The sequence below is a fragment of the Burkholderia sp. ABCPW 11 genome (assembly GCF_001523445.1).
Taxonomy (GTDB): domain Bacteria; phylum Pseudomonadota; class Gammaproteobacteria; order Burkholderiales; family Burkholderiaceae; genus Burkholderia.
Genome location: NZ_LOVM01000094.1, coordinates 15,456 through 40,321 on the forward strand (window position 1 = coordinate 15,456; position 24,866 = coordinate 40,321).

Consider the following 24,866-nt stretch of genomic DNA (forward strand, 5'->3'; position numbering starts at 1 on the left):
TGCCGCCAACCGTGCGGCCGACCATGCGACGGGAGAACGAAGATGAAGGCAAGTCAGTGGAGTGTCGGTGTCTGGATCGCGCTCGGTGCACTTGCGTCGGGCGCTGCGCGGGCCGACGTCAGCGTGGGCGCGGTGCTGCCGCTGACCGGCGCGAGTGCGTCCATCGGCGAAGACCAGCGCCGCGGCATCGAACTCGCCGTCGCGCAAATCAATGCGAAAGGCGGGGTGCTGGGCCAGAAGCTCGCCGTGCGCATCGAGGATTCGGGCGGCTCGGCCAATACCGCGCTCGACGCCGCGCGCAAGCTCGCGACCGTCGAACACGTGCCCGTCGTGCTCGGCGAGTTCTCGTCGTCGGTGACGATTCCGGTCGGACAGTTCCTGGTGCGTCAGGGCGACGTGCACATCAACATCGGCTCGTCGAGTCAGCAGGTGCGCAAGATCGGCGCGGGCTCGTTCAGCGTGATCGGGCTGGACGACCTGTCCGCGCGCTTCGCCGCGCAGGACGTATACGCCCGCAAGCTGCGCCGCATCGCGCTGATCGCGCCGAACAACGGCTACGGCCAGGGCATCGCGGGCGAATTCAAGAAGCGTTTCGAGGCGCTCGGCGGCACGGTGGTGTCGACCGTGCTCTACACGGAAGGACAATCGACCTATCGCCGCGAACTGGAGCAGGCATCGCGCGCGCAGCCCGACGCGTATGTCTACAGCGCCTATGGCCAGGAGGCCGCGACGCTGAACCGGCAGGCATTCGAGATGCGGCTCAACCAGCATCCGTGGTACGGCATCTACCTGACGATGTGCACGAGCGACACGCCCGCGCAGATCGCGCAAGGCCAGATCGGCCTCGAAGTCGCCGCGCTCGGCGCGGGCGCGAAAGCGTATGCGAGCGCCTATCAGGCCGCATACAACGAGGCGCCGCGCTCGGCGTTCGGCAGCTATGCGTACGACGCGACGCTGTTGTCCGCCGCGGCGATCGGCCGCGCGCAGTCCGTCGACCCGGCGAAGATTCGCACGGCGCTCGCGGCATTGGGCAAATCGTATACCGGCGTGACCGGTGCGATTGCGTTCGATGCGGACGGCCAGCGGGAAGTCCAGCCGTACGAGAAGGTGGTCTATCGCCAATCGGTCGTCGCGCAGCAGTGAACGACCGCCCGCCTGGACGAACCCGAGGACATCGCCATGCTGTCATTCATTGTCGACGTATTGATCCGCACCGCCGATCTGCTGCTGGTGTCGGTCGGCCTGTCGACGCTCTATTCGCTGATCCGTTTTCCCAACATCGCACATGTCCAGTACGCGATGCTGGGCGCATTCGCGACGCTCTGGCTGGAACGCGCCGGGCTGCCGTTCGCGCTCGCGACGGCCGTGTCCTGCGCGCTGGTCGGCACCGCCGCGACGCTGCTGAACCTGCTCGTTTTCGCGAGGCTGCTGCGCTCCGGCAGCGCGGTGGCGATGATCGGCTCGCTCGCGATCTCGATGCTCGCGGTCGCGCTGGTGCTCGGCGTCGCCGGCTCGCGGCCGCAGCAGTATGCGCAGGACGTGCATCCGCCGATGGTGATTGCCGGCGTCGCGCTGTCCACGCCGCAGTTGGGCTCGATCGCATGTGGCGCCGGCGCGCTCGCGATATTCGCGGCGCTGCTGTACCGCACCGGGCTCGGGCGGGCGATGCGTGCGCTCGCGTCGAATCGCGCGCTGGCGCTCGCGACCGGCATCGACGCGACGCGCGTGACCAACGTGATCACGTTCGCGAGCGGCGTGCTGGCGGCGCTCGGCGGCACGATGCTCGGCGCCACCGAAAGCGTGCATGTGAATCTCGGCTATGGCTTGCTGATCCCGGTGTTTTCCGCGGCGATCCTGGGCGGGCTCGGCAACCCGCTCGGCGCCGCGGCTGGCGCGCTGTTGATCGCGGTGGCCGAAACCGTCGCACTGAACGTCGATTTCGGCGGGCTCGTCGATCGGCCGATGCAATTCTTTCCGGTCGAGTACGTCGGCGCGGTGTCGTTCGCGATCCTGCTCGCCGCACTGATCTTCCGGCCCTATGGCATCTTCGATCGGGAGGTGCGGCGTGTCTAGCTTCGTCATCCATCTGCTGACCGTCGGCTGCCTGTACGCGACGATGGCGCTCGGGTTGAACCTGCAGGCCGGCTATGCGGGACTCGTCAATTTCGGCTTCATTGCGTTCAGCGGGCTCGGCGCGTACGCGGCCGGCATCGCGTCGCAGCTCGGCTGGCCGTTGCCGTCGGCCCTGGCGCTCGCGCTGGCCGCCGCGGGTGCGCTGGCGGTCGTCGTCGCGCGGCTCGGGCGGCAGCTCTCCGCTGACTACTGGGGGATCGCGACGCTCGCGATCGCCGAGATCCTGCGCACGATCGCGCTCAACGAAAGCTGGCTCACCGGCGGCGCACAAGGCATCGGCGGGATCGCGCCGCTGTTCCCCGGGCTGCGCGCGCCGTGGGCCGATCTCGCCTTTCTCGCGGTCACGGCTGGCTGCCTCGCGCTCACCTACGCGGCGTACCGGCGCCTGACCGCGAGCCGCTTCGGCCGCGCGCTGAAGGTGATGCGCGAAGAACCTGCGCTCGCGGTCTGCTTCGGCTACGATCCGCTCGCGTTGAAGACGCGTGCATGCATCGCGGGTGCGCTTCCCGCCGCACTGGCCGGGGCGCTCGCCGCGTGGTACATCGGCTATGTCGGGCCGGACGCGATGATCGCGTCCGAGACCTTCGCGCTCTGGACCGTCGTGATGGTCGGCGGCCTCGGCAGCCACCTGGGCGTGCTGGTCGGCACGCTGATCGTGCAGGCCGTCTACGCGCTCGCGCCGTTTCTCAAGGATTGGCTCGACGTCGGCAGCGACCTGACCGGCGCGGTGCGGCTGGGCCTAGTCGGCGTGATGCTGCTCGCGTGCGTGCTGTGGCGGCCGCACGGGCTCGTGCCCGAACGCCTGGAGGTGCGGCCATGAGCGCGCTGCTCGATCTCGACGGCGTGACGATCCGCTACGGCGAGAACGTCGTCTTGTCCGGCGTCACGCTGTCGGTCGACGGCGGCGAGATCGTCGGACTGCTCGGCCCGAACGGCTCCGGCAAGAGCACCGCGCTCAACGCGATCACCGGCTTCGCGCCGCTCGCGGCGGGCGCCATCCGCTTCGACGGTCGGCGGATCGACACGCTGTCGCCGCATCAGATCGCGCGGCTGGGCGTACGCCGCACGTTCCAGTTGCCGTCGATGCCCGCGCGCATGTCGGTGCTCGAACTCGCGATGGCGGCTTCGTCCGCCCGCCACGGAATCGCCGCCGCCCTCTGGCGCGGCCGTGCGACGCGCGCGCTCGATGCCGATACCCGTGCACGCGCCGCCGCGTTACTGGACGAACTGAAACTGTCCGGCGTCGCGCACCTTGGCGCCGCGTCGATTTCCGGCGGCCAGAAGAAGCTGCTGGGCATCGCGTGCGCGATGATGACCGAGCCCAAACTGCTGCTGCTCGACGAGCCGACCGCCGGCGTGCACCCGAACCTGCGCGGCGAATTGATCGACGAGTTGCAACGGATTCGCAAACAGGGCGTCACGCTGGTCGTCATCGAGCACGACATGCATTTCATCCGCGAGCTGTGCGACCGCTGCGTCGTACTCGACCGTGGCGTGACGATCGCGAACTGCCGGCCGGCCGAGCTGGAGCGCAACCGTCGCGTACTCGACGCGTATCTCGGGCGTGCCCATGCCGCCCCTCGTCCGCTGGAGGCGTCATGATCGACGTGCGCGAACTCGTCGCCGGCTATACGCCTGAAGTCGACATCCTGCATGGCGTGTCGCTCACGGTCGGCGCCATCGACATCGTGACGATCCTCGGCCCGAACGGCTGCGGAAAATCGACGCTGCTGAAGGCGATCGCGGGCTTCGTGCTGCCGCGTGCGGGCAGTGTGACGATCCAGGGCACGGACGTGGCACGCGTGCCGGTTCATCGAAAGATCCGCGAGTACGGGATCGGCTTCGTGCCGCAGACCGACAACGTGTTCGCGTCGCTGACCGTGCGGGAAAACCTGATGCTCGGCGGCCAGTCGATGTCCGCGTTTCCGCGCGAGGCGCGGATCGACGAACTGTGCGAGCAGTACCCGGTCCTGCGGCGTCGCTACCAGTCGCTCGCGGGCGCATTGTCCGGCGGCGAGCGGCAAATCGTGTCGCTCGCGCGTGCACTGATGCCGCGCCCGGTGTTGCTGCTGCTCGACGAGCCGTCGGCCGGCCTGTCGCCGAAGATGGTCGACGAGGTGTTCGACGCGATCGTCCGGATGCGCGACACCGAGCACATCGGCGTGCTGATGGTCGAACAGAATGCGATCGAGGCGCTGCGCATCGCGGATCGCGGCATCGTGCTGACGATGGGGCGCGTCGCGCTCGAAGGCCCCGCGGCCGCGTTGCTCGACAGCGACGAGATGCGACGCCTGTACCTCGGCGGGAGAGCCGCATGAGCGGCGGGAGCGTCACGCCGGCCGCCGGCGCATACCCATCCGCCGCGGCGCGCCCCGTGCTCGTGATGGTCGCGCTCGCGTGCGGCTTCGTGATGGCCATGCTCGACGTAACCATCGTCAACGTCGCGCTGAAGGCCATGGAAACCAGCCTGTCGATGTCGCTGACCGCGCTGGTGTGGGTCGTCGATGCGTACACGCTCAGCTTCGCCGCGCTGCTGCTGCTCGGCGGCGCGCTCGCGAACCGCTACGGGTCGAAGGCCGTCTACGTCGCCGGCCTCGCGCTGTTCGTCGGCGCATCGGTGCTGTGCGCGGCCGCGCAGTCCAGCGGCGCACTGGTCGCGGCGCGCCTCGCACAGGGGGTCGGCGCGGCGCTCTTCATGCCGAGCTCGCTGAGCCTGCTCACGCTCGCGTTCCCACCGGGGCCGATGCGCACGCGGATGATCGGCATCTGGGGCGCGCTGGTGTCGGCCGCGATGGCGCTCGGCCCCTGCGTCGGCGGCGTACTGGTCGACGCGATCGGCTGGCGCGGCATCTTCTGGGTGAACCTGCCGGTCGGTGCGGCCGGCCTGTGGCTCACGCACCGGCATATCGCGCGGGCGCCGCGTCATCCCGGCCCGTTGAACGCGCTCGGCCATCTGTTCGGCGCGCTCGCGCTCGCCGCGTTGAGCTTCACGTTGATCGAAGGGCCCAGCGCCGGCTGGCGCTCGCCGTCGATCGTCGCCGGCGTGGCCGCGACGTTGGCCGCCACCGCGGCATTCGCGTTGCGCGAGCGCTACGCGCACTCGCGCATCCTGTCGCCGGCGCTGCTCGCGAACCGGCGTTTCGTCGCGGGCAGCATGCTGGGCCTCGCGATCAACTTCGGCATTCTCGCCGAGATCTTTCTGTTGAGCCTCTATTTGCAGAACGTGCGCGGCGCGAGCGCGCTCGTCGCCGGATTCGAGCTGTTTCCGCTGATGGCGATGTTCGGCATCGGCAATCTCGCGTCCGCGAAGGTCAGCGCCCGGCTCGGCCCGCGCCGCACGCTGCTCGTCGGGCTCGCGCTCGCCGCGCTCGGCAGCGTGGCGCTCGTCGGCGTCTCGGCGATGCCGTATCCGGTGCTGGCCGTCGCGGTCGGCCTCGCGAACTTCGGCGCCGGGCAGGCCATTCCGGCGATGAATCTCGTCGTGATGCAGTCGGCCGATGCGGCGGACGCGAACCTTGCCGCCGCGTCGCTGAACGCGAGCCGGCAGATCGGTTCGCTCGTCGGCATCGCGATCGCGTCGGTGATCCTGCACGTGATCGACGACCCGGACCGCGCGACGGCCGCCGGCTTCGCGGTGATCGCCGCGCTGTACGCGTTCGGCTTCGCGATCGTATTTCGCGCGATTCACGCCGGGGGGGCCGAGCAGCCGTAGCCGGGCGCGCACGGTATCGACGGCCATCGGGCGCAGTCGGTGCAATCGAAGCATTCGGTGTATTCCGCGTATCACGCACGCATTTTTCCTCTTGCAGCGAGGGACCTCATGCAAACAGCGATTGGCCGTAAAGGACTGATTCTGGCGGGCGGCTCGGGCACCCGGCTCCATCCGCTCACGCATTCGGTATCGAAGCAATTGATGCCGGTGTACGACAAGCCGATGATCTATTACCCGCTCAGCACGATCATGCTGTCCGGCATCCGCGACGTGCTGATCATCTCGACGCCGCGCGATCTCGACGCGTTCCAGCAACTGCTCGGCGACGGCAGCCAGTGGGGCATGAGCTTTTCGTATGCGGCGCAGCCGAGCCCAGACGGTCTTGCGCAGGCGTTCGTGATCGGTGCGCCGTTCATCGGTCGCGACGCGGCGACGCTCGTGCTCGGCGACAACATCTATCACGGGCCAGCGCTGTCGTCGCTGCTGCAACAGGCCGCCGCGCGGACGACCGGCGCGACCGTGTTCGGCTATTACGTGCGCGATCCGGAACGCTACGGCGTCGTGTCGTTCGACGCGGATGGCCGCGCGATCGACCTCGAGGAGAAGCCGCGCGAGCCGAAGTCGAACTATGCGGTCACCGGCCTCTATTTCTACGACAACGACGTCGTCGAACTCGCGAAGGCCGTGCGACCGTCGGCGCGCGGCGAACTGGAAATCACCGACCTGAATCTCGCGTATCTCGCGCGCGGCGCGCTGAATGTCGAGATCCTCGGGCGCGGCTACGCATGGCTCGACACCGGCACGCACGAATCGCTGCTCGACGCGGCCAATTTCATCCAGGTGATGCAGGCACGGCAGGGCCTGCAGATCGCGTGCCCGGAGGAAATCGCGTACCGGCTCGGCTGGATCGATGCGGAGCGGCTCGAAACGCTCGCCCACAAGCTCGCGAAAAGCGGGTACGGCCGCTATCTGCTCGATCTGCTGAGCAAGGAGGTCGCGGCATGACACGCGTGATCGAAACGCCGTTGCCCGGCGTGCTGGTGATCGAGCCCGGCGTGTTCGGCGATGCACGCGGCTTCTTCGTCGAAAGCTTCCGCGCAAGCTGGCTGCGCGACGCAGGCGTCGACGCCACCTTCGTCCAGGACAACCAGTCGCGCTCGCGTCGCGGCGTGCTGCGCGGGCTGCACTACCAGCGGGTGAATCCGCAAGGCAAGCTGGTGCACGCGGCGCGCGGGGCGGTGTACGACGTCGCCGTCGACATCCGGCGCGGCTCGCCGTTTTTCGGCTGCTGGTTCGGTGCGCAGCTCGACGACGTATCGCACCGGATGCTATGGATTCCGCCCGGCTTCGCACACGGCTTTTGCGTGTTGTCCGACGAGGCCGACTTCACGTACAAGTGCACGCAGTACTACGATCCCGATTCGGATGCGGGCGTGCGCTGGGACGATCCGGAGATCGGCATCGACTGGCCGGATGCCGGCGCGCCGTATCAGCTGTCGGACAAGGATCGTCGGCAGCCTCCGCTCGCCGAGCTGGCCGCCGGCGAGCCGGCGCTGCTGCCGGCATACGGGGAGGCGCGATGACGATCGTCGTGACCGGCGCGCTCGGCCAGGTCGGCCGCGAACTGGTGCTGCGCGCGGGTCGGCAGCCGCTCGTCGGGCTGTCGCGCGCCGCGCTCGACATCGCCGATGCAGGCGCGGTGCGCCGCGCGCTCGACGAACACCGGGCCTCGCTCGTGATCAATGCCGCCGGATGGACCGCCGTCGACCGCGCGGAGGCCGAGCCCGATGCAGCCTGGCGCGCGAACCGCGACGGGCCGGCCGTGCTGGCCGACGCGTGCGCCGCGCTCGGCATTCCGTTGATTCATCTGTCGACCGACTACGTGTTCGACGGCCGCATGCCCGGCCCGTATGCGGAAACCGCCGCCGTCGCGCCGCTCGGCGCGTACGGCCGGAGCAAGCTCGCGGGCGAGGAAGCGGTGCGCGAGCGGCTGCCCGACCGTCATCTGATTCTGCGAGTCGCATGGGTGTTCGGCGCGCACGGCAGCAATTTCGTGCGCACCATGCTGCGCCTGGCGCGCGAGCGCGAGGTCGTCGGCGTCGTCGCCGATCAGTACGGCGGGCCGACGCATGCCGGTGCGATCGCCGACGCGCTGCTGACGATCGCGGCGCGATACCGGGCCGGCGAAGGGCTGCGCTGGGGCACCTATCACCTGTGCGGCACGCCCGTGACCACGTGGCACGGCTTCGCCGAAGCGATCTTCGCCGGTGCGCGGCGCACCGGCCTCATCGATCGCGTGCCGTGGGTCCGGCCGATCCGGACCGACGCCTATCCGTTGCCTGCGCCGAGACCGGCGAATTCCGCGCTCGACTGCAGCCTCCTGCGAGAACACTTCGGGGTCGAATCGCCTTCGTGGATCGCGGGTCTCACCGAAGTGTTTGCCACCTGGAAGCGAACCACATGAGCTATCGACCGAAACATGTTCTCGTGACGGGCGGCGCCGGTTTCATCGGCGCCAATTTCGTTCGTCATCTGCTCGAAAGCGATCCGCAGCTCAGCGTCACCACGCTGGATTTGCTGACCTATGCGGGCAGCCTCGACAATCTCGGCGACGACTTGCCGGGCGCCGATCGTCATCGGTTCGTCCTCGGCGACATCTGCGACCGACCGCTCGTCGAGTCGCTGCTGCGCGACCATGCGATCGACACCGTCGTCCACTTCGCGGCCGAAAGCCACGTCGACCGCTCGATCGACGGCCCCGGCGAATTCGTCCGCACGAACGTGCTCGGCACCTGGACGCTGCTCGATGCGTGCCGCCAGCTGTGGCTGAACGATCAAAAACTGGGCAAGGCCGACGCTCACGCGCGCCGCCGCTTTCACCATATCGGTACCGACGAGGTGTACGGCTCGCTGGGCCCCGACGACCCGCCGTTTTCCGAAACGACGCCGTATGCGCCGAATTCTCCGTACTCGGCCACCAAGGCAAGCTCGGATCATCTCGTGCGCGCCTATTTTCATACGTACGGATTGCCCGTCACCACGACGAACTGCTCGAACAATTACGGGCCGCGCCAGCACGGCGAGAAGTTCATTCCGACCGTGATTCGTCATTGCATCGAAGGCACCGACATCCCCGTGTACGGCGACGGCGCGAACGTGCGCGACTGGCTGTACGTCGACGACCATTGCCGCGCGATCGATGCGGTCATCCGGCGCGGGACGGTCGGCGAGACCTACACCGTCGGCGGCTGCAACGAATGGCGCAACGTCGACATCGTCGCGCTGATCTGTACGCTGCTCGACGCGCGACGGCCCGAACACGCGCCGCATGCGCGCCTCGTGCGGTTCGTCACCGATCGCGCGGGTCACGACCGGCGCTATGCGATCGACGCAGGGAAGCTCGGCCGCGAACTGCAATGGCGGCCGGTGGAGAGCTTCGAAACGGGGATCGTGAAGACGCTGGATTGGTATGTGTAGAGGCGGCGGCGCACGGCACGTCGATGTCGCGCCGTGCTTCTGAGCGAGGCCGATAGGCAAGCCCGGTTGCTGCGGCGCCCGCGAATCTTTCGATTTGAAAGCTTTGTATGCGGCCCGCCGGCTACGACTCTGCGCCGTCCGTTCGACGACTGAATGCAATCGGCGCGAAGGTCGACCGGCCTGGGCCGGAATGACGCCCTCCCCCCCTTGAAATTCACTCGACGTATCCTATTTTAGGTATCGCTCAAGGCAGTCGCGGTTGACGCGCTGCGTGTTTCGATTTGTTAGTCAGCGAGCTTCTCGCGGATGGACGAACTGGAGCGCGTGGTCCGGTTCGTCCCCTCGCAGGGGGCACAACAGGAGCCAGTCATGAGCGATATCCTCTTCCCTACCGACCTGCTGGCGGAATTCGACCGCCTGCAACGGCAGATGGCAAGCATGTTCACGGGCTTGCCAGCCAGTCTACGCGCTCCGCGTCCCGGTGCATTTCCCCCGGTCAATATCGGAAGCACCGACGACACGGTCGAGATCGTTGCCTTCGCGCCGGGGCTCGACCCCGCGAAAATCGACATCTCCGTCGATCGCCGGCTGCTGACGATCAGCGGCGAGCGCACGCCCCCGGACGACGGCACGACCGACGACGAGCGACGCGTCTACGCGAACGAGCGGTTCATGGGCGCGTTCCGCCGCGTGGTCGAACTGCCGCAGCACGCCGACCCCGACAAGATCGAGGCACGCTATACGAACGGCTGCCTGACGATCAGCGTCGGCAAGTCGGAAGCATCGAAGCCGCGGGCGATTACCGTCCAGTAAACAGCACGACGTCACGAACGCATGACGGAGGACATCATGAGCGACACCAACACGACCGAACTGACCACCCGTGCGGCCGATACGCGGACGGCCGTGACGAACCGTGAATCGGCTCAGCGCGACACGCCGCGCACGCGGATTGCGCCAGCCGTCGACATCGTGGAGGATGCGCACGGCATCACGTTGTACGCGGACCTGCCGGGCGTGCCGCGCGACAAGCTCGACGTCCGCGTGCACGACGGCAGCCTCGCCATCGAAGCGGAGGCCGTCGTGCCGACGCCGGCGGGCTTGCGTCTGCAGCACGGCGAAGTGCAGCATCCGCACTTCTCGCGCGCATTTACGCTGAGCGCGGATTTCGACGTGTCGCGCATCGACGCGCAACTGCGCGACGGCGTGCTGAAACTGAGCATCCCGCGCCGCGAGGAAGCGAAGCCGCGGCGGATCGCGGTGACGGCGGGGTAAGTGGACGCGCGGGAGTCTGTCATCGACCCGACGCGGTGCGCGCGCTTGTGACGCGTCAACCGCCGGGTGTGGGTCTCCCGCGCTTACGCTCCCGACGTGAAGTGCCGGCGCCGCGCTTGCTCGGCGCCGGCGAGTCGCCGCACATGTCGCATTTCAGTGCAGGAGGCATCCGATGCATACCCACACGACGATCGAACATGGCGGATATGCGGTCCGGGCCGTGGTGACCGACACGGAGACGGGCCGCTATTCGGCGACGGCGATCCTCATGGATCGCGACGGTGAAACCCGGGCGCTCGGCGTCGACGGCGACTTCGCCGATACCCGCGAAGCGTGCGACCAGGCAATCGAACTCGCTCTCGCATGGATCCAGCGACGGTCGGTCGTGTCGGACCGTTATGTGAGACGAAATCGAGCCGCGCCGAGCCGCGCTTTGGGCAACGTACCGCGCGTACGCCGACAAGCGTGACGCGGATTGCGGTTGCTATCGGCGACGGCCCGGCTGCCACGCCAGCGCATCGGGGTGCGGTGCGCGAGCAGCCCGGTCGCTCGCCGATGCTCGAACCGCCGCGCACCGGTATTTGACGGCCCGACGCTCGCCAATGCCGGCATGCGCCCCGTCGCGGCCGATTCCCGACCGCTTCGCATCGATCGATTACCCGAGCCACGACCTGATCGAAACGGTAATCGTATTCAACGCTGCCGCCCGGACGACGCGCCACGCATGGCGTGGACGGAATCATGCACAATGCTGCCCATCTGAGTGGTGGAGAGAGACCGGTGGGCATCAATTTCGATTTGACCGACTTGCAGGCGTTCCGTGCGGTCGTGGAAACGGGCAGTTTCCGCAAGGCCGCCGAAGCGGTCAGCCTCTCGCAGCCTGCGTTGAGCCGCCGGATCGACAAGCTCGAAGACGCGCTCGGCGTGCGGCTCTTCGAGCGCACCACGCGCCGCGTGGCGCTCACCACCGTCGGCCGCGTGTTCGCGCAGAGCGCCGAACAACTGCTCGACGATCTCGACGCCGCGCTGCTCGGCATCCGCGACGTGTCGTCGAGCCGCCTGGGCCATGTGACGATCGCCTGCGTGCCGTCGGTCGCCTACTACTTCCTGCCGCCCATCATCGCCCGCTATCATCGGCGCTTTCCGCGCATCCGGGTGAAGCTGCTCGACGCCGGCGCCAACGAGGTGCTCGGCGCCGTGATCAGCGGCGAGGCGGATTTCGGCGTGAGCTTCATCGGCAGCCAGGAGGCGGAGATCGAGTTCAAGGTGCTGCTCCAGGAACGGTTCGTCGCCGCGTGTCGCCGCGACCACCCGCTCGCGCGCAAGAAGCGCGTGACCTGGAACGAACTTTACGAACACGATTACGTATCGGTGGACAAGACTTCCGGGAACCGCCTGCTGCTCGACCAGGCATTGGCCGCCGTCGCGCCGCGCAAGCCGAGCGTGTGCGAGGCGCGCCACGTCACGACCCTGCTCGGGATGATCGAGGCGGGGCTCGGCGTCGCCGCGGTGCCGTCGATGGCGATGCCGGGCCACGACCACCCTGTCCTCACGAGCGTGCCGCTCGTCGAGCCGGCCGTGAAACGGCGCGTGGGCATCGTCAAGCGGCGCGGGCGCTCGCTGACACCGGCCGCCGAGGCGTTTCACCGGATGATCGTCGACGCGAAGCGCGGCGACGCCGCCGGCAGCGGCGCATCGGCATGACGACGACAGAACGGAAACGAAGGAAGACGGCATCGTGAGGTGGGCCCGGCTGTTCAAATCGCTTTACGTGCAGGTCCTGCTCGCGATGATGCTCGGCATCGGCATCGGTCACGTGTGGCCGACGGCGGGCGCGATGCTCAAGCCGCTCAGCGACGCCTTCGTCGCGCTCGTGAAGATGACCATCGCGCCGATCGTCTTCTGCACGATCGTGTCGGGCATCACGTCGTTGTCGAACGGGCGGGCCATCGGCCGCACGATCGTGCGGGCGCTCGCGCTCTTCTATCTGTTGACGGCCGCCGCACTCGCGTTCGGGCTCGTCGCCGCGTACGTGCTGCAACCGGGCGCCGGCATGCACATCGACGTCCATCATCTGGATGCGAGCATCCTGGCGCCGTATGCGAAGCATGCGGAGCCGCGCAGCCTGGTGGCGTTCGCGCTCGGCGTGATTCCGGAGACGATGCTCGGCGCATTCGCGACCGGCGAAGTGTTGCCGGTATTGCTGCTGTCGCTGTTGTTCGGCTTCTCGCTGAATGCGCATCCGCGCGCCGCCCGACCCGTGCTCGCGCTGATCGACGGCATCGCCCAGGTCGTCTTTCGCGTACTCGCGATGATCATGCGGCTCGCGCCGCTCGGCGCATGCGGCGCGATGGCGTTCACGGTGGGCCGCTTCGGCATCGGCTCGGTCGGCTCGCTCGCGAAGCTGATGATGTCCTTCTACGTGGCTTGCGCGCTGTTCGTCGCGCTGGTGCTCGCCCCGCTCGCGCGACTGCACGGCTTCGCGCTGTGGCGGCTCTTGCGCTACCTGCGCGAAGAGTTGCTGATCGTGCTCGCGACGTCGTCCACGGAGCCGGTCCTGCCGCGCCTGATCGTCAAGCTGGAAGCGCTCGGCTGCGACAAAGGCGTCGTGGGGCTCGTGCTGCCGGCCGGCTATTCGTTCAATCTGGACGGCACCGCGATCTATCTGACGCTCGCGGCATTGTTCATCGCGCAGGCCTGCGACGTCCCGCTTTCCGCGCCGCAGATCGCGACGATGCTCGCGATCATGCTGCTCACCTCCAAGGGGGCGGCCGGCGTGTCCGGCAGCGGGCTCGTTGCGCTGATTGCGACGCTCGCCGTGATGCCCGACCTGCCCGTCGCCGGGGTCGCGCTGCTGGTCGGCATCGATCGCTTCATGTCGGAAGCGCGCGCACTGACCAGCGTGATCAGCAATGCGTGCGCGGTGATCTTCGTGTCGTCGTGGGAAGGTGCGTGCGACCGGTCGCGTCTCGTGCAGCGGCTCGCGGCGGCCGGGCCGTCCTTGCCGGACGGGGCCGATGAAGACAGTGCCGCGGCAGACGGCGGCGGTCGTGACGGGAAGACGATCTGATGCGCGCCCTCCCGTCGATCGGGCTCAATGCGCGGAAACGGAATCCAGGCCGGTCGATTTCACGTCGGCCTGCACGTCAGGCGACGCAAGATAGTCGAGCAGCGCCTTCGCTTCCTGCGGATGCTGCGCGCCGACCGGGATGCCGGCAGCGAAGCGCGTGACGGACTGCAGCGATTCGGGGATCTTGCCGACGAAGGTCGCGCCCTTGACGGGCAGCAGCTCGCTGACCTGCTGGAAGCCGATTTCGTAGTCGCCGTTCGCGACGACCGACGCCACCGGAATCCGCGGAATCATCTTCGCCTTCGACTTCACCTGCTCTTCGATCCCGAGCTTCTTGAACAGCTCGCGTTCGATATACACGCCGCTCGCGCTGTCCGAATAGGCGATCGATTTCGCGTGCAGCAGCACCTGCTTGAGGCCGTCGGCGGTGCTGATGTCGGGCTTGGCCGCGCCGTCGCGCACGACCATGCCGATGCGCGAGTCGGCCAGCTCGACGCGGGATTCGGGGATGACCTTGCCCTGCTTGATCAGATCGTCGAGCGCGTAGCCGACCATGATCACGGCGTCGGCGGGCTCGCCGCGCGCGAGCCGGTTCGGAATCGCTTCGGGCGACTTGCCCATCGACGGGCCGAGCGCGGTGGCGAGCGTATTGCCCGTCGTGGACGCGAACCGCGGGCCGAGCACCTTGTAGGCGGCGGTGAAGCCGCCCGAGCTCATCACGTGCAGTTCGGCGGCCTGTACGTTGGCCGCGACCGCCGCGGTAGCAACGAGCGCGGTCGCGCAGAATTTCAGGAGCAGGTTTCTCATGGTCGTGATCGTGCGGATGGGTGGGTGTGAGTGAACGTTCCGGATGCGCTCGACGTCAATGCGCGGGCGTCAACGTCGCCGTGCGATGACGATAGAGCGCGAACGTCGCGAGCAGCGCGCACACGGCGGCGAAGCTCATCCAGTAGCCTGGTGCGGCCTTGTCGCCCGTCGCGTGAATGAGCGCGGTCGAGATGGCCGGCGTGAAGCCGCCGAACACGGCCGTCGCGAGGCTGTACGCGAGCGAGAAGCCCGCGACGCGCACCTGCACCGGCATCACTTCGGTGAGCGCGACGACCATCGCGCCGTTATAGACGCCGTACATGAACGACAGCCAGAGCAGGACGAGCAGCATGTTTGCGAACGACGGCGCGTGAGCGAGGAACGACAGCGCCGGGTAGGCGGTCACGACGGTGAGCATCGTCATACCGACCAGCAGCGGCCGGCGGCCGATCCGGTCGGACAGCGCACCGCCGATCGGCAGCCACACGAAGTTCGACACGCCGACGCAGAGCGTCACGAGCAGGCTGTCGGCGGTGCTCAGATGCAGCACCGTCTTGCCGAAGGTCGGCGCGTAGACGGTGATCAGATAGAAGCTCGTGGTGGTCATCGCGACCAGCATCATGCCGGCGATCACGACGCCCCAGTTCTGGGCCAGCGTACCGAACACTTCCTTCATGCCCGGACGATGCTTGCGGGCCTTGAACTCCTGGGTTTCCTCCAGGTTGCGGCGCAGCAGGAAGATGAACGGCACGATCATGCAGCCGACGAAGAACGGCACGCGCCATCCCCACGCGGCGATCTGCGATCCGCTCAGCCACTGATTGAGCGCAAAGCCGAGGGCCGCGGCGATGACGATCGCCACCTGCTGGCTGGCCGATTGCCAGCTCGTGAAGAAGCCCTTGCGGCCTGGCGTCGCGAGCTCGGCGAGATAGACCGACACGCCGCCCAGCTCGGCGCCCGCGGAGAAGCCCTGCAGCAGCCGGCCGATCAGCACGAGCACGGGCGCGAGCAGCCCGATCGTCGCGTAGCCCGGCACGAACGCGATCAGGATGGTGCCGCTCGCCATGATCGACAGCGTGACGATCAGGCCCTTGCGGCGGCCGACCTCGTCGATGTACGCGCCCAGCACGATCGCGCCCAGCGGCCGCATCAGGAAGCCGGCGCCGAACACGGCGAAGGTCATCATCAGCGACGCGAACTCGCTTTGCGCGGGAAAGAAGACGTTGGCGATCTGCGTGGCGTAGAAGCCGAACAGGAAGAAGTCGAACTGCTCGAGAAAATTGCCGGCCGTGACGCGAAAGATCGCGGCGGCCTTCGAGCGTTCGGCCGGAAGGCGGGACGAGGGATGCATCGGGGTGTCTCCTGAAAATCCTGGAATACGCGGGAGGGGCTGGTCGATTGTCGTTTTCCGGCATGTTGGCGCGGGATCGATCAAACGATAAGTGCAATTTTTGGAATGCTTGATGCAGCAGTGTTATCAATCCGCGCGATCTGCGCGAATCCGGGCCGCGCTCGGGCCGTATCGCCGCACGGCCGCACACGTTTGCGTCGCCGAGTCAGGCGGGATCGTCGACTGGCGGTCATGCCGGCCTCGATTTTTCGTTAACCGTGCCGTTAACCGGGATTGGACCCGCGCCGGCGCACGTGCAGCCGGCATCTCAAAACGAGCCCGAGCATGCCCGCATTCACTTCGATCGAGAAAATCGCCGACTGGGCCGGACGTCACCCGTTCGTCGTCGGCGCGTTGGGCACGCTGATGTCGCTCGCGATGCTCGCGATCAGCGCGGTGACGCTGTGGGTGGCGCGCAGCGAAGTCGTCGAGCATGCGCACGAGACGTCGCGCAACGTCGCGGCCGTGCTCGCGAGCCAGATCGCGAGGACGGTCGAAACGTCGAACAACGCGTTGATCGCGCTGGCGGCCGACCTCGGCAAGCCGGCCGTCCAGCGGATGGACGCCGGGCTGCGGCACGACCTGCTGTTCGAGCGAACCGCCGCGCAATACGTGACCGGCATGGGCGTGACCGACAGGCACGGCCGGCTGATCGACGGATGCTGCAGCACGACCCACCGGTGGGACTTCGCCGATCGCGACTACTTCAAGGTCCATCGCGATGCGGACGACGTCGGGCTCTACGTCTCCCAGCCCTATCGCGCACGCTCGCGCGGCGGCAAGGAATCCATCGCGCTGTCGCGGCGCATCGAGCGGCCGGACCATGCGTTCGACGGGATCGCCGTCGTCGCCGTCGATCTCGCTTACTTCGAGCAGTTGCTGTCCCGCCTCGACGTCGGGCCGAACGGGGTCAGCGCGATCGTGCGCGCGGACGGCACGATCCTCGCGAGAAACCCGTCGTTGAACGATGGCCAGATGAACCTCCTGCGTCGCTCGACATCCTTCAAGCGGATGGTGAACAGCGAATCGGGCTTCTATCCCGCGCGCTCGAGCATCGACGGCATCGTGCGGTTGTATACCTATCAGCGGATACAGGGCACGCCGCTGATCGCGGTCGTCGCGCCGGCCGAGAGCGACGTGCTGGCCGGCGTCCGGCGCCTGTCGTGGACGGTCGGCGTATCGGCATCCGTGATCGGCGCATCGTTCTGCGCGGCGGTCTGGCTGCTTGCCTTCGCATTGCGGGACAACTTCCGCAAGCAGACGCTGCTGACCGATCTCACGCGTACCGATCCGTTGACCGGACTGCGCAATCGTCGCGCGCTCGATACCGCGCTGGCCGACGAATGGGCGCGGCTGCAGCGCGGCAGCGGCGGCAGCCTGTCGGTGCTGTTCATCGACGCCGATCACTTCAAGCAGTACAACGACCGGCACGGGCACGCGCAGGGCGACACCGCGCTGCGCTTTCTCGCCGAATGCATCCGCACGCATACGCGACGGCGCGGCGACCTCGCCGCGCGCTACGGCGGCGAGGAGTTCGTCGCGGTGTTGCCCGATACCGACGAAAACGGCGCCGCGCAGGTGGCCGACGCGATTCGCCGCGAGGTGGAACGCAACCGGCTCGACGGGTTTGCGGAGACCGTTCCGGATTTCACGGTCAGCATCGGTTGTGCGACCGGTCGGCGCGCGCGGCATGCTTCCGTGCACGCGCTGACGCATCAGGCGGACATGGCGCTCTATCGCGCCAAGCGCGAAGGCAGGAACCGCGTGTGTTGCGCGCAGACGGAGCCGGTCGCGCAGCCGGCGTGAAGGCCCCGGTTCGAGTCGGGACGGACGACGGCACCGCTCGTGCCGATTGCGACGGCATCCCCGTCAGGACATCGCTGTCGCGACCGCGGCCGTTTCACTGCCCGGGTTCGATATACGCCGCCAACTCTTCCGGCTCGCCCGACGGAAACGCGTCCTTCAGGTGATCGAGAAACGCGGACACGCGCGCGCTCAATAATCGCCTCGACGGATACAGCGCCCACAGGGCGATATCGGACCCCGGCACGTCGCCCCAACTGACGAGCGCGCCGGCGGCCAGGTCGCGGCTCACGAGCGATATCGGCAGGCATGCGGCGCCCAAGCCGAGGCGGACCGTATCGCGCACCATGACCAGCGACGACAGCCGCGCCACGGGGTCGACCGGTATGCGCGCCGGCCCGGCCGGGCCCGTGATCTCCCATACGGCGCGGGTGTCGTGCGCGCCGCGAACCACGGCCGGCGCAGGTGCGTCGCCGCTCGGCCGCGCCAGTTCGGGCGTCGCGACGACGACCAACCGGTCGCGCAGGATCACGCGCCCGATCAGGCTCTCGTCCGGGTCCGGATTCACGCGGATCACGAGGTCGTACCCTTCCTCGATCATGTCGACGGGCCGATCTTCGGTCGTCACCTCCAGCCGGACGTCCGGGTATCTCAGCGCGAACGTCGCCACCAGCTTCCCCATCGCGAACTGGGAAAACAGCATCGGCGCGCTGATCCGCAGCCGGCCGCGCGGCCGCTCGCTCCCCGCTGCGATCGCCGACGCGCTGTCGGCCAGCTCCGCGAGCAGCGCGCCCGTCCGCTCGTAGAGCGCGCGCCCTTCCTGCGTGAGCTTCACGCCGCGCGAGCCGCGCTCGAACAGGCGCAACGACAGATTGTTCTCCAGTTCCGCCACGCGGCGCGACAGCGTCGCCTTCGGGCGATCCGCGACCCGAGCGGCCTCGCCGAAGCTGCCATGGCGGGCGACGAGATTGAAATCGGCGAGAGCGAGCAGGTCCATGTGTTCCACCAGTGAGACGCCATGTCTATTTATCACATCTTCCGGATCATGGGTGGATCACATAACTTGGGTGGGCAGTCCATCCCATCGTTACCTCAGGAGTGAACATCATGACCATTCTCGTTACCGGCGCCACCGGCCGTGTCGGCCGCCAGGTCGTCCGTCAACTCGTCGATCGCGGCGCCGACGTGCGCGTGCTGGTGCGCGATCCGGCCAAGGCCGATTTTCCGGCGGCCGTGACCGTCGCGCAGGGCGACATGCTCGACGTCGACGCGCTGCGGGCGGCTTTCTCCGGCGTGCGCACGCTGTTCCTGCTCAACGGCGTGGCGGGCGACGAATTCACGCAGGCGCTGATTGCGCTGAACCTGGCCCGCGAAGCGGGCATCGAGCGCGCCGTCTATCTGTCGGTCCTCCATGCCGATCGCTTCGTGAACGTGCCGCACTTCGCGGTGAAATCCGGCGCGGAGCGGATGATCGAGCAGATGGGGTTCAGCGCGACGATCCTGCGACCCGCGTATTTCATGGACAACGAATCGATGGTCAAGGACGTGATCGTCGGGCACGGCGTGTACCCGATGCCGATCGGCGGCAAGGGCGTCGCGATGGTCGACGTGCGCGATATCGCGGAAGTCGCGGCGATCGAGTTGATCCGCCGCAACGATGCGCCGGGCAAGCTGCCGGTCGAAACCCTCAACCTGGTCGGGCCCGACACGCTGACCGGCCCGCAACTGGCGTCGATCTGGTCGGACACGCTCGGTCGGCCGGTTACGTATGGCGGCGACGATCCCACGCCGTTCGAACGCAATCTGGCGCAGTTCATGCCGAAATGGATGGCCTACGAAATGCGGCTGATGGCCGAACGCTACGTCAGCGACGGGATGGTGCCGGAGGCCGGTGACGTCGAGCGGCTGACCGCGATCCTCGGCCGCCCGCTGCGGACGTATCGCGACTTCGCGGCTGCGCTTGTCCGCTGAGCGCGATGCCGCGCCTTCAAGCCGGGGCGGCTGCGCGGGCAGCCCCGGGAGAGCCGGCCGCCGTGCGCGGCCGGGGTTTACAACATGGCCTGACTGACCAGCGCGTACAGTCCCCAGGCCGGATCGGCCGCGCCCTCATGCGCCGCGGCCGATGCGTTGCGAACCATCTTCGAACAGGTATCCACCTGTTTCAAGCCCTGCTCGCTCAGCCACGCCGGCAGACCGGTCCCGTCAGGCACGTCGATACGCACGAATTCGCCGTCTCGTTTCGTCAGCCAATAGCCGATCAGCGCTTTCGCGCGCGCATCGTCGCTCGAACGCGGCGCGACCACCGGGCCGATCACGTCACCGCGACCGAAGCGCCGCAGCACCGAAAACCCGACGACCTCGCCGTCGCGTTCGAGCACCACGCTTTCGCCCCGCGTCTGCAACGCGGACAACAGCGCGTCGCGTTCGAGACCGGACGCACGCGCATCGAGTTCGACCAGGCGCGGCCAGTCGGCCGGCGCACCGGCACGCAGCCGCTCGCCGTCGGGCACGGCAACCGCGGCGGGCCGATCCACGTTGCCCTGATATTGGCCCAGCGATCCGCACACGGTGAACCCCAGTTTCTCGTAGAGTGGCCGACCGGCCGGCGTCGCATGCAGAAACGTGATGCGCTGACCCAGTTCGTCCAGGAGCGTCTCCATCAGTTTGCGGCCGATTCCGCGGCCCTGATGCGCGTCGGAGACGATCACATGCCCGATCGCCGCGCGATCCGCACCGTACTTCCAGCACATCGCCGTGCCGATGACCACGCCGTTTTCCTCGGCCGCGAACGCGGTCGACGTTTCAGCGGAAAACTGCCAGTCTTCCGCCCTGAACGGCCAGCGAAGCGCCGTGGAAAGCGCATGGGCGGCGGGGATGTCCGCCGCGGTGAATCTGCGGTAGCGAAGCGGGGACGCCGCGCCTTGCTCCTTCACTTCAGGTTCCTGATTCATCAAGCAGTCCTTTCGAACAATGTGGTCGTGCGACACGGTACGTCGGAAAAATACGCGGCGATCACACCGAAGCGACGATAGATTGCACGGTTCACGCCGGCTGGCATGGGCGCACGACGATCCGGAAGCACGCGTGCCCCGGACTCGGCGCCCGATCGACCAGACGTCCACCGGTTTCCACGCCGCCCCGACGCATCACGGCGATCGCGCGAAGTAATGCTGCGCCAGCGCGACCCAATAGCGGACGCCGGCCGGAATGATGTCGTCGTTGAAGTCGTATTTCGGGTGGTGCAGTGCCGGAGAGGCCGCGCCGTCCCGTGCATTGCCGATCAGCACGTAAGCGCCCGGCCGCTCCTCCAGCATGAAGCCGAAGTCTTCGGACGTCATGTTCGGCGGCACGTCGCGGTCGACGCGCGCGTCGCCGAACGTGTCGCGAATCACCGCTTCGCACAGCGCCGTCTCGGCCGGCGTGTTGACCGTTGCCGGGTAGTACTGGAAAAACTCGACGTCGACCTGCGCGCCATAGGCCGCCGCGAGCCCCTCGCACGCGAGCCGCACGTCGCGCTGCAGCTTCTGCTGCAATGCCGACGACAGCGTGCGGATCGTGCCGCGCAGTTCGGCGGTGTCGGGAATCACGTTGTCCGTCGTGCCCGCATGGAACATGCAGACGGAAATGACCGCAGGGTCGACGGGGTCCTTGTGCCGTGCGGCGATGGTCTGGCACTGCAGCACCATCGAGCACGCGAGCGGCACCGGATCGATGCCCAGATGCGGCTGCGCCGCATGCGCGCCCTTGCCCGTCACCGTGATCCTGAAGCGCGAGCCCGCAGCCATGATCGGGCCGGTGCGCAACCCGAAATGCCCGGCCGGCAGACCGGGCCAGTTGTGCATGCCGAATACCGCCTCCGTCGGGTATTGCTCGAACAGCCCGTCGTCGATCATCCTGCGCGCGCCCGCACCGCCCTCTTCGCCCGGCTGAAACACGAAATGGACGGTGCCGGACAACTGCGGCAACGCCTTCAGTACGCGTGCGGCGCCGAGCAACATCACGGTATGGCCGTCATGGCCGCACGCATGCATGATCCCGTGCGTGCACGACGCGTGCGCGAAGTCGTTGGCTTCGTGGATCGGCAACGCGTCCAGATCGGCGCGCAGCACGATGCCGCGGCGCGGATCCGCGCCGGGCAGGCTTGCGACGACGCCCGTGCCGCCGAGCCCGCGCGACACCGCATAGCCGAGCGCCTCGAGCTCGCGGGCGACGACGTCGGCCGTCCGGTGTTCTTCGAATCGCAACTCGGGATGCGCGTGCAGGTCGCGGCGAAGTGTCGCCCAGTGCGCGTGATGCGCGTCCAGCGACGCGTCGGGGATGATGGCGTTTTCCACTCTCGGCACCCTTGCAAAGCAAACCGGTTCACATCGCGACCGCCGCATCGCACGCGGCAGCCGCATCAATCGTAAAAGCCCAGGACGGACTTGACCTCCATGTACTCCTCCATCCCTTCGACTCCGTACTCGCGGCCGTTGCCCGACTGCTTGTACCCGCCGAACGGCGCCTGAGGATCCCATGCGGGGTAGTTCAGATGCACCTGCCCTGCCCGGATGCGTGCGGCCACCGCGCGTACGCGTTCCTTGTCGGTGCCCTGCACGTGCGCGCCGAGCCCGTAGACCGTGTCGTTCGCGATGGCGATCGCTTCGTCGACGGTATCGTAAGGCAGGATCGCGAGGACCGGACCGAAGATCTCCTGCTGCGCGATGGCCATGTCGGTGCGCACGTCGGAGAAAATCGTCGGCCGCGCATAGAAGCCCTTGTCGAAACCCGCGGGCCGGCCCGGGCCGCCGGCGATCAGCTTCGCGCGTTCGTCGATGCCCACGTCGATCATCTGCGCAACCCGCCCGAACTGCGCGCGATTGGCCAGCGGCCCGTGCGTCGTGGCCTCGTCGAACGGATCGCCGACCACGAGCGTTTGCATCGCCGCGACAGCCAACGCCTCGACCTCGCCGAGCGCGTCGCGCGGCACGATCATGCGGGTCGGCGCGCTGCACGATTGCCCCATGTTCCGGAACGCGGCGGCCACGCCCGGCGGGATCACGCGCGACAGGTCCGCATCCGGCAGCACGACGTTCGGCGACTTGCCGCCCAGTTCCTGCGCGACGCGCTTGACGGTCGGCGCTGCCGCCTGCGCGACGAGCACGCCCGCGCGCGTCGATCCGGTGATCGACACCATGTCGACCGCCGGGTGCGACGAAAGCGCGGCCCCCACCGTCTCGCCGCTGCCGCTCACGAGATTGAATACGCCCGCGGGCACGCCCGCATCGGCGAGCACTTCCGCGAACAGCAGCGCGCTGAGCGGCGACAGCTCGCTCGGCTTCAGCACCACCGTGCAGCCGGCCGCGAGCGCCGGCCCGACCTTCGCGGTGATCTGATAGATCGGCCAATTCCACGGCGTGATCAGCGCGCACACGCCGATCGGCTCGCGCACGACCGCAGTCGTCCCGCGCCGCTCGACGAACGGGTAGCGCGCGAGGTTGTCGCGTGCGACGCGGATATGTTCGGCCGCGAGCGGCACGTGCGCGCCCCGTGCATAGCCGATCGGCGCGCCCATCTCCAGCGCGAGCGCCGTCGCGAACAGCTCGGCGCGCTCCAGCATCAGCGCATGCACGCGGTCGAGCAGCGCCGCGCGTTCATGCGGCGACGTCGCGGACCAGCGTTCGAACGCTTGGCGCGCGGCCTGCACCGCGCGGTCGGCGTCGCGCGCGTTGCCGAGCGGGATCTCGCACAGCGTGTCTTCGGTGGACGGACTGACGACCGCGAACCGGTCGCGGCCGTCCGGCATGACCCAGTCGCCGTCGATGAAAAAGCGATCGAGCCGGCCGGCTTGCATCAGGCGAACAACAGGTGAATTCATTGCAAGGTGTCCTTGAGTCGATACCAGGCGCCGACGAACGGCAGGAACCAGGGTTTGCCGAAGTGGCCCGGAATCGCGGGCCAGTCGAAACCTTTCCACGGGTTGAGGTCGGCGCGTCCGTCCATGATCTCGGCCATCAGCGTGCCCATCAGCGTGGCCATGTGCGTGCCGTGACCGCTATAGCCCATCGAGTAGTAAACGCCGTCGCGCTCGCCCGCGCGGGGCAGCCGGTTGGCCGTCATGTCGACCATCCCGCCCCAGCAGTAGTCGATGCGTACGTCGGCCAGCTCGGGAAACACGGCGGCCATCTGCTGCCGCAGGATCGCCCCGCTCTTTTCGTCGGAGCGCGGATTCGACGCGGCAAAACGCGCGCGCCCGCCGAACAGCATCCGGTTGTCGGGCGTGACGCGAAAGAAATTCACGAAGTTCTTCGTGTCGGTGACCATCCGGCGCGTCGGCAGCAAACGGTCGAGCAGGTCGTTCGGCAACGGCTCGGTGACGATGATGAACGCGCCGACCGGCACGATCCTGCGGCGAACCCAGCCGAACGGCCCGACCTGCGAAATGCCGCTCGCGAGCAGCACCTGACGCGCGCGGATCTCGCCGAGCGGCGTACGTACCGCGTAAGCGCCGCCCGCTTGCCGCTTCAGGCCGAGCACCGGCGCATGCTCGAGAATGTGCGCGCCGCGTGCTTGCGCGGCGCGCGCGAGGCCGCGCACATAACGGCCGACATGCATCCCGGCGCTCTTGCCGAACAGCAGCCCGCCGTGATATCGGTTCGAACCGATCTCGTCGCGCAGTTCGGCCTTCGTGACCATGCGCGTGTCGGGGTCCACGCTCGCCGCGAGCAGCGCCTGGCTGCGCACGAGCTTGTCGTAGTGCTCGGGCTTCGCCGCGAGCTTGAGCTTGCCGCGGCGCACGAAATCGCAATCGATCGACTCCTCCCTGACCAGCCGCTCGACCGTGTCGACGCCCGCGTCGAACGCGAGATAGAGCCGGTTGGCCAGTTCCGTGCCGATGCGCTGCGACAGCGATGCGTAATCCTGAGCGAAGCCGTTGTTGCACATGCCGCCGTTGCGCCCCGACGCCGCCTGCCCGACGGTGCCCGCCTCGCAGACGATCACGCGCGCGCCTTTTTTCGCCAGCGCCAGGGCGGCCGCCGAGCCCGTGATCCCGCCGCCCACCACCACCACGTCGCAACTTCCGTCATGCAACGCCGGCGAGTTGCTCGCGAACGGCTCCGACGTATCGAGCCAATAGGAACTGAAACGCATCGGAAACTCCCAAGTTACCGCATCGCATTGCACCGCACTGTCGGGCCGGCGGACGTTCGCCGCACCGA

24 protein-coding genes are annotated in these 24,866 nt (G+C 67.9%); 17 read left to right on the top strand and 7 right to left on the bottom strand.

Going from position 1 to position 24,866, the window contains the following annotated elements; all coding sequences use genetic code 11:
- Nucleotides 1-42 precede the first annotated feature (42 nt).
- From WS61_RS30510 to dctA, 15 genes are all read left to right on the top strand, one after another.
- A complete protein-coding gene (locus WS61_RS30510) occupies nt 43-1,143 on the top strand; it encodes an ABC transporter substrate-binding protein (protein WP_059506135.1) in 1,101 nt (366 codons plus the stop codon).
- 36 nt (nt 1,144-1,179) lie between these two features.
- Nucleotides 1,180-2,073, top strand: coding sequence for a branched-chain amino acid ABC transporter permease (locus WS61_RS30515; protein ID WP_059506137.1), 894 nt, complete (start codon nt 1,180-1,182; stop codon nt 2,071-2,073).
- A complete protein-coding gene (locus WS61_RS30520; protein ID WP_095211869.1) occupies nt 2,066-2,953 on the top strand; it encodes a branched-chain amino acid ABC transporter permease in 888 nt (295 codons plus the stop codon). Before WS61_RS30515 ends, WS61_RS30520 begins: the two co-directional genes overlap by 8 nt.
- Complete coding sequence (locus WS61_RS30525; protein ID WP_059506140.1) at nt 2,950-3,735, top strand: ABC transporter ATP-binding protein; 786 nt, start codon at nt 2,950-2,952, stop codon at nt 3,733-3,735. The genes WS61_RS30520 and WS61_RS30525 overlap by 4 nt, the downstream gene beginning before the upstream one ends.
- A complete protein-coding gene (locus WS61_RS30530; protein WP_059506141.1) occupies nt 3,732-4,451 on the top strand; it encodes an ABC transporter ATP-binding protein in 720 nt (239 codons plus the stop codon). Before WS61_RS30525 ends, WS61_RS30530 begins: the two co-directional genes overlap by 4 nt.
- The gene (locus tag WS61_RS30535; protein WP_059506143.1) at nt 4,448-5,845 is read left to right on the top strand and encodes an MFS transporter; all 1,398 of its coding nucleotides are present in this window, start codon (nt 4,448-4,450) and stop codon (nt 5,843-5,845) included. The genes WS61_RS30530 and WS61_RS30535 overlap by 4 nt, the downstream gene beginning before the upstream one ends.
- A 108-nt stretch (nt 5,846-5,953) precedes the next feature.
- Nucleotides 5,954-6,850, top strand: coding sequence for a glucose-1-phosphate thymidylyltransferase RfbA (gene rfbA, locus WS61_RS30540; protein ID WP_059506144.1), 897 nt, complete (start codon nt 5,954-5,956; stop codon nt 6,848-6,850).
- Nucleotides 6,847-7,428, top strand: a complete 582-nt coding sequence (rfbC, locus tag WS61_RS30545; RefSeq protein WP_059506146.1) for a dTDP-4-dehydrorhamnose 3,5-epimerase — start codon at nt 6,847-6,849, stop codon at nt 7,426-7,428. The genes rfbA and rfbC overlap by 4 nt, the downstream gene beginning before the upstream one ends.
- Complete coding sequence (rfbD, locus tag WS61_RS30550) at nt 7,425-8,309, top strand: dTDP-4-dehydrorhamnose reductase (RefSeq protein WP_059506148.1); 885 nt, start codon at nt 7,425-7,427, stop codon at nt 8,307-8,309. Before rfbC ends, rfbD begins: the two co-directional genes overlap by 4 nt.
- The gene (rfbB, locus tag WS61_RS30555) at nt 8,306-9,322 is read left to right on the top strand and encodes a dTDP-glucose 4,6-dehydratase (protein WP_059506150.1); all 1,017 of its coding nucleotides are present in this window, start codon (nt 8,306-8,308) and stop codon (nt 9,320-9,322) included. Before rfbD ends, rfbB begins: the two co-directional genes overlap by 4 nt.
- 369 nt (nt 9,323-9,691) lie before the next feature.
- Nucleotides 9,692-10,135, top strand: coding sequence for an Hsp20/alpha crystallin family protein (locus WS61_RS30560; protein WP_059506152.1), 444 nt, complete (start codon nt 9,692-9,694; stop codon nt 10,133-10,135).
- A 36-nt stretch (nt 10,136-10,171) separates the two neighbouring features.
- A complete protein-coding gene (locus tag WS61_RS30565; RefSeq protein WP_059506302.1) occupies nt 10,172-10,597 on the top strand; it encodes an Hsp20/alpha crystallin family protein in 426 nt (141 codons plus the stop codon).
- Nucleotides 10,598-10,769: 172 nt separating this feature from the next.
- Nucleotides 10,770-11,066 (top strand): hypothetical protein, encoded by a 297-nt coding sequence (locus tag WS61_RS30570; RefSeq protein WP_059506154.1) that lies wholly within the window; start codon nt 10,770-10,772, stop codon nt 11,064-11,066.
- A 311-nt stretch (nt 11,067-11,377) separates the two neighbouring features.
- Nucleotides 11,378-12,301, top strand: coding sequence for a LysR family transcriptional regulator (locus tag WS61_RS30575; protein ID WP_059506156.1), 924 nt, complete (start codon nt 11,378-11,380; stop codon nt 12,299-12,301).
- 34 nt (nt 12,302-12,335) lie between these two features.
- Complete coding sequence (dctA, locus tag WS61_RS30580; RefSeq protein WP_059506158.1) at nt 12,336-13,667, top strand: C4-dicarboxylate transporter DctA; 1,332 nt, start codon at nt 12,336-12,338, stop codon at nt 13,665-13,667.
- A gap of 24 nt (nt 13,668-13,691) precedes the next feature.
- Here dctA and WS61_RS30585 read toward each other — a convergent pair whose 3' ends face one another.
- Complete coding sequence (locus WS61_RS30585) at nt 13,692-14,474, bottom strand: substrate-binding domain-containing protein (protein WP_034209133.1); 783 nt, start codon at nt 14,472-14,474, stop codon at nt 13,692-13,694.
- 55 nt (nt 14,475-14,529) lie between these two features.
- Nucleotides 14,530-15,825, bottom strand: a complete 1,296-nt coding sequence (locus tag WS61_RS30590) for an MFS transporter (RefSeq protein WP_059506160.1) — start codon at nt 15,823-15,825, stop codon at nt 14,530-14,532.
- Nucleotides 15,826-16,149: 324 nt separating this feature from the next.
- On the opposite strand from WS61_RS30590, the gene WS61_RS30595 reads away from it, so the two are divergent.
- Nucleotides 16,150-17,670 (top strand): diguanylate cyclase, encoded by a 1,521-nt coding sequence (locus tag WS61_RS30595; RefSeq protein WP_059506303.1) that lies wholly within the window; start codon nt 16,150-16,152, stop codon nt 17,668-17,670.
- Between the two features lie 94 nt (nt 17,671-17,764).
- On the opposite strand, the gene WS61_RS30600 is transcribed toward WS61_RS30595, so the two are convergent.
- Nucleotides 17,765-18,664, bottom strand: coding sequence for a LysR family transcriptional regulator (locus WS61_RS30600; RefSeq protein WP_059506162.1), 900 nt, complete (start codon nt 18,662-18,664; stop codon nt 17,765-17,767).
- A 110-nt stretch (nt 18,665-18,774) separates the two neighbouring features.
- Between WS61_RS30600 and WS61_RS30605 the strand changes: the two genes are divergently transcribed.
- On the top strand, nt 18,775-19,638 hold the full coding sequence (locus tag WS61_RS30605) for an SDR family oxidoreductase (protein ID WP_059506305.1): 864 nt from the start codon (nt 18,775-18,777) through the stop codon (nt 19,636-19,638).
- Between the two features lie 77 nt (nt 19,639-19,715).
- On the opposite strand, the gene WS61_RS30610 is transcribed toward WS61_RS30605, so the two are convergent.
- The 4 genes from WS61_RS30610 to WS61_RS30625 all read right to left on the bottom strand — a co-directional run bounded on the left by WS61_RS30610 (nt 19,716) and on the right by WS61_RS30625 (nt 24,798).
- On the bottom strand, nt 19,716-20,618 hold the full coding sequence (locus WS61_RS30610; RefSeq protein ID WP_059506164.1) for a GNAT family N-acetyltransferase: 903 nt from the start codon (nt 20,616-20,618) through the stop codon (nt 19,716-19,718).
- Between the two features lie 195 nt (nt 20,619-20,813).
- Nucleotides 20,814-22,001 (bottom strand): M20 aminoacylase family protein, encoded by a 1,188-nt coding sequence (locus WS61_RS30615; RefSeq protein WP_095211871.1) that lies wholly within the window; start codon nt 21,999-22,001, stop codon nt 20,814-20,816.
- Nucleotides 22,002-22,066: 65 nt separating this feature from the next.
- Nucleotides 22,067-23,524, bottom strand: a complete 1,458-nt coding sequence (locus WS61_RS30620) for an aldehyde dehydrogenase family protein (RefSeq protein ID WP_059506165.1) — start codon at nt 23,522-23,524, stop codon at nt 22,067-22,069.
- Nucleotides 23,521-24,798 carry an FAD-binding oxidoreductase gene (locus WS61_RS30625; RefSeq protein ID WP_059506309.1) on the bottom strand — a complete coding sequence of 426 codons (1,278 nt, stop codon included), beginning with the start codon at nt 24,796-24,798 and terminating at the stop codon, nt 23,521-23,523. The genes WS61_RS30620 and WS61_RS30625 overlap by 4 nt, the downstream gene beginning before the upstream one ends.
- Nucleotides 24,799-24,866 lie beyond the last annotated feature (68 nt).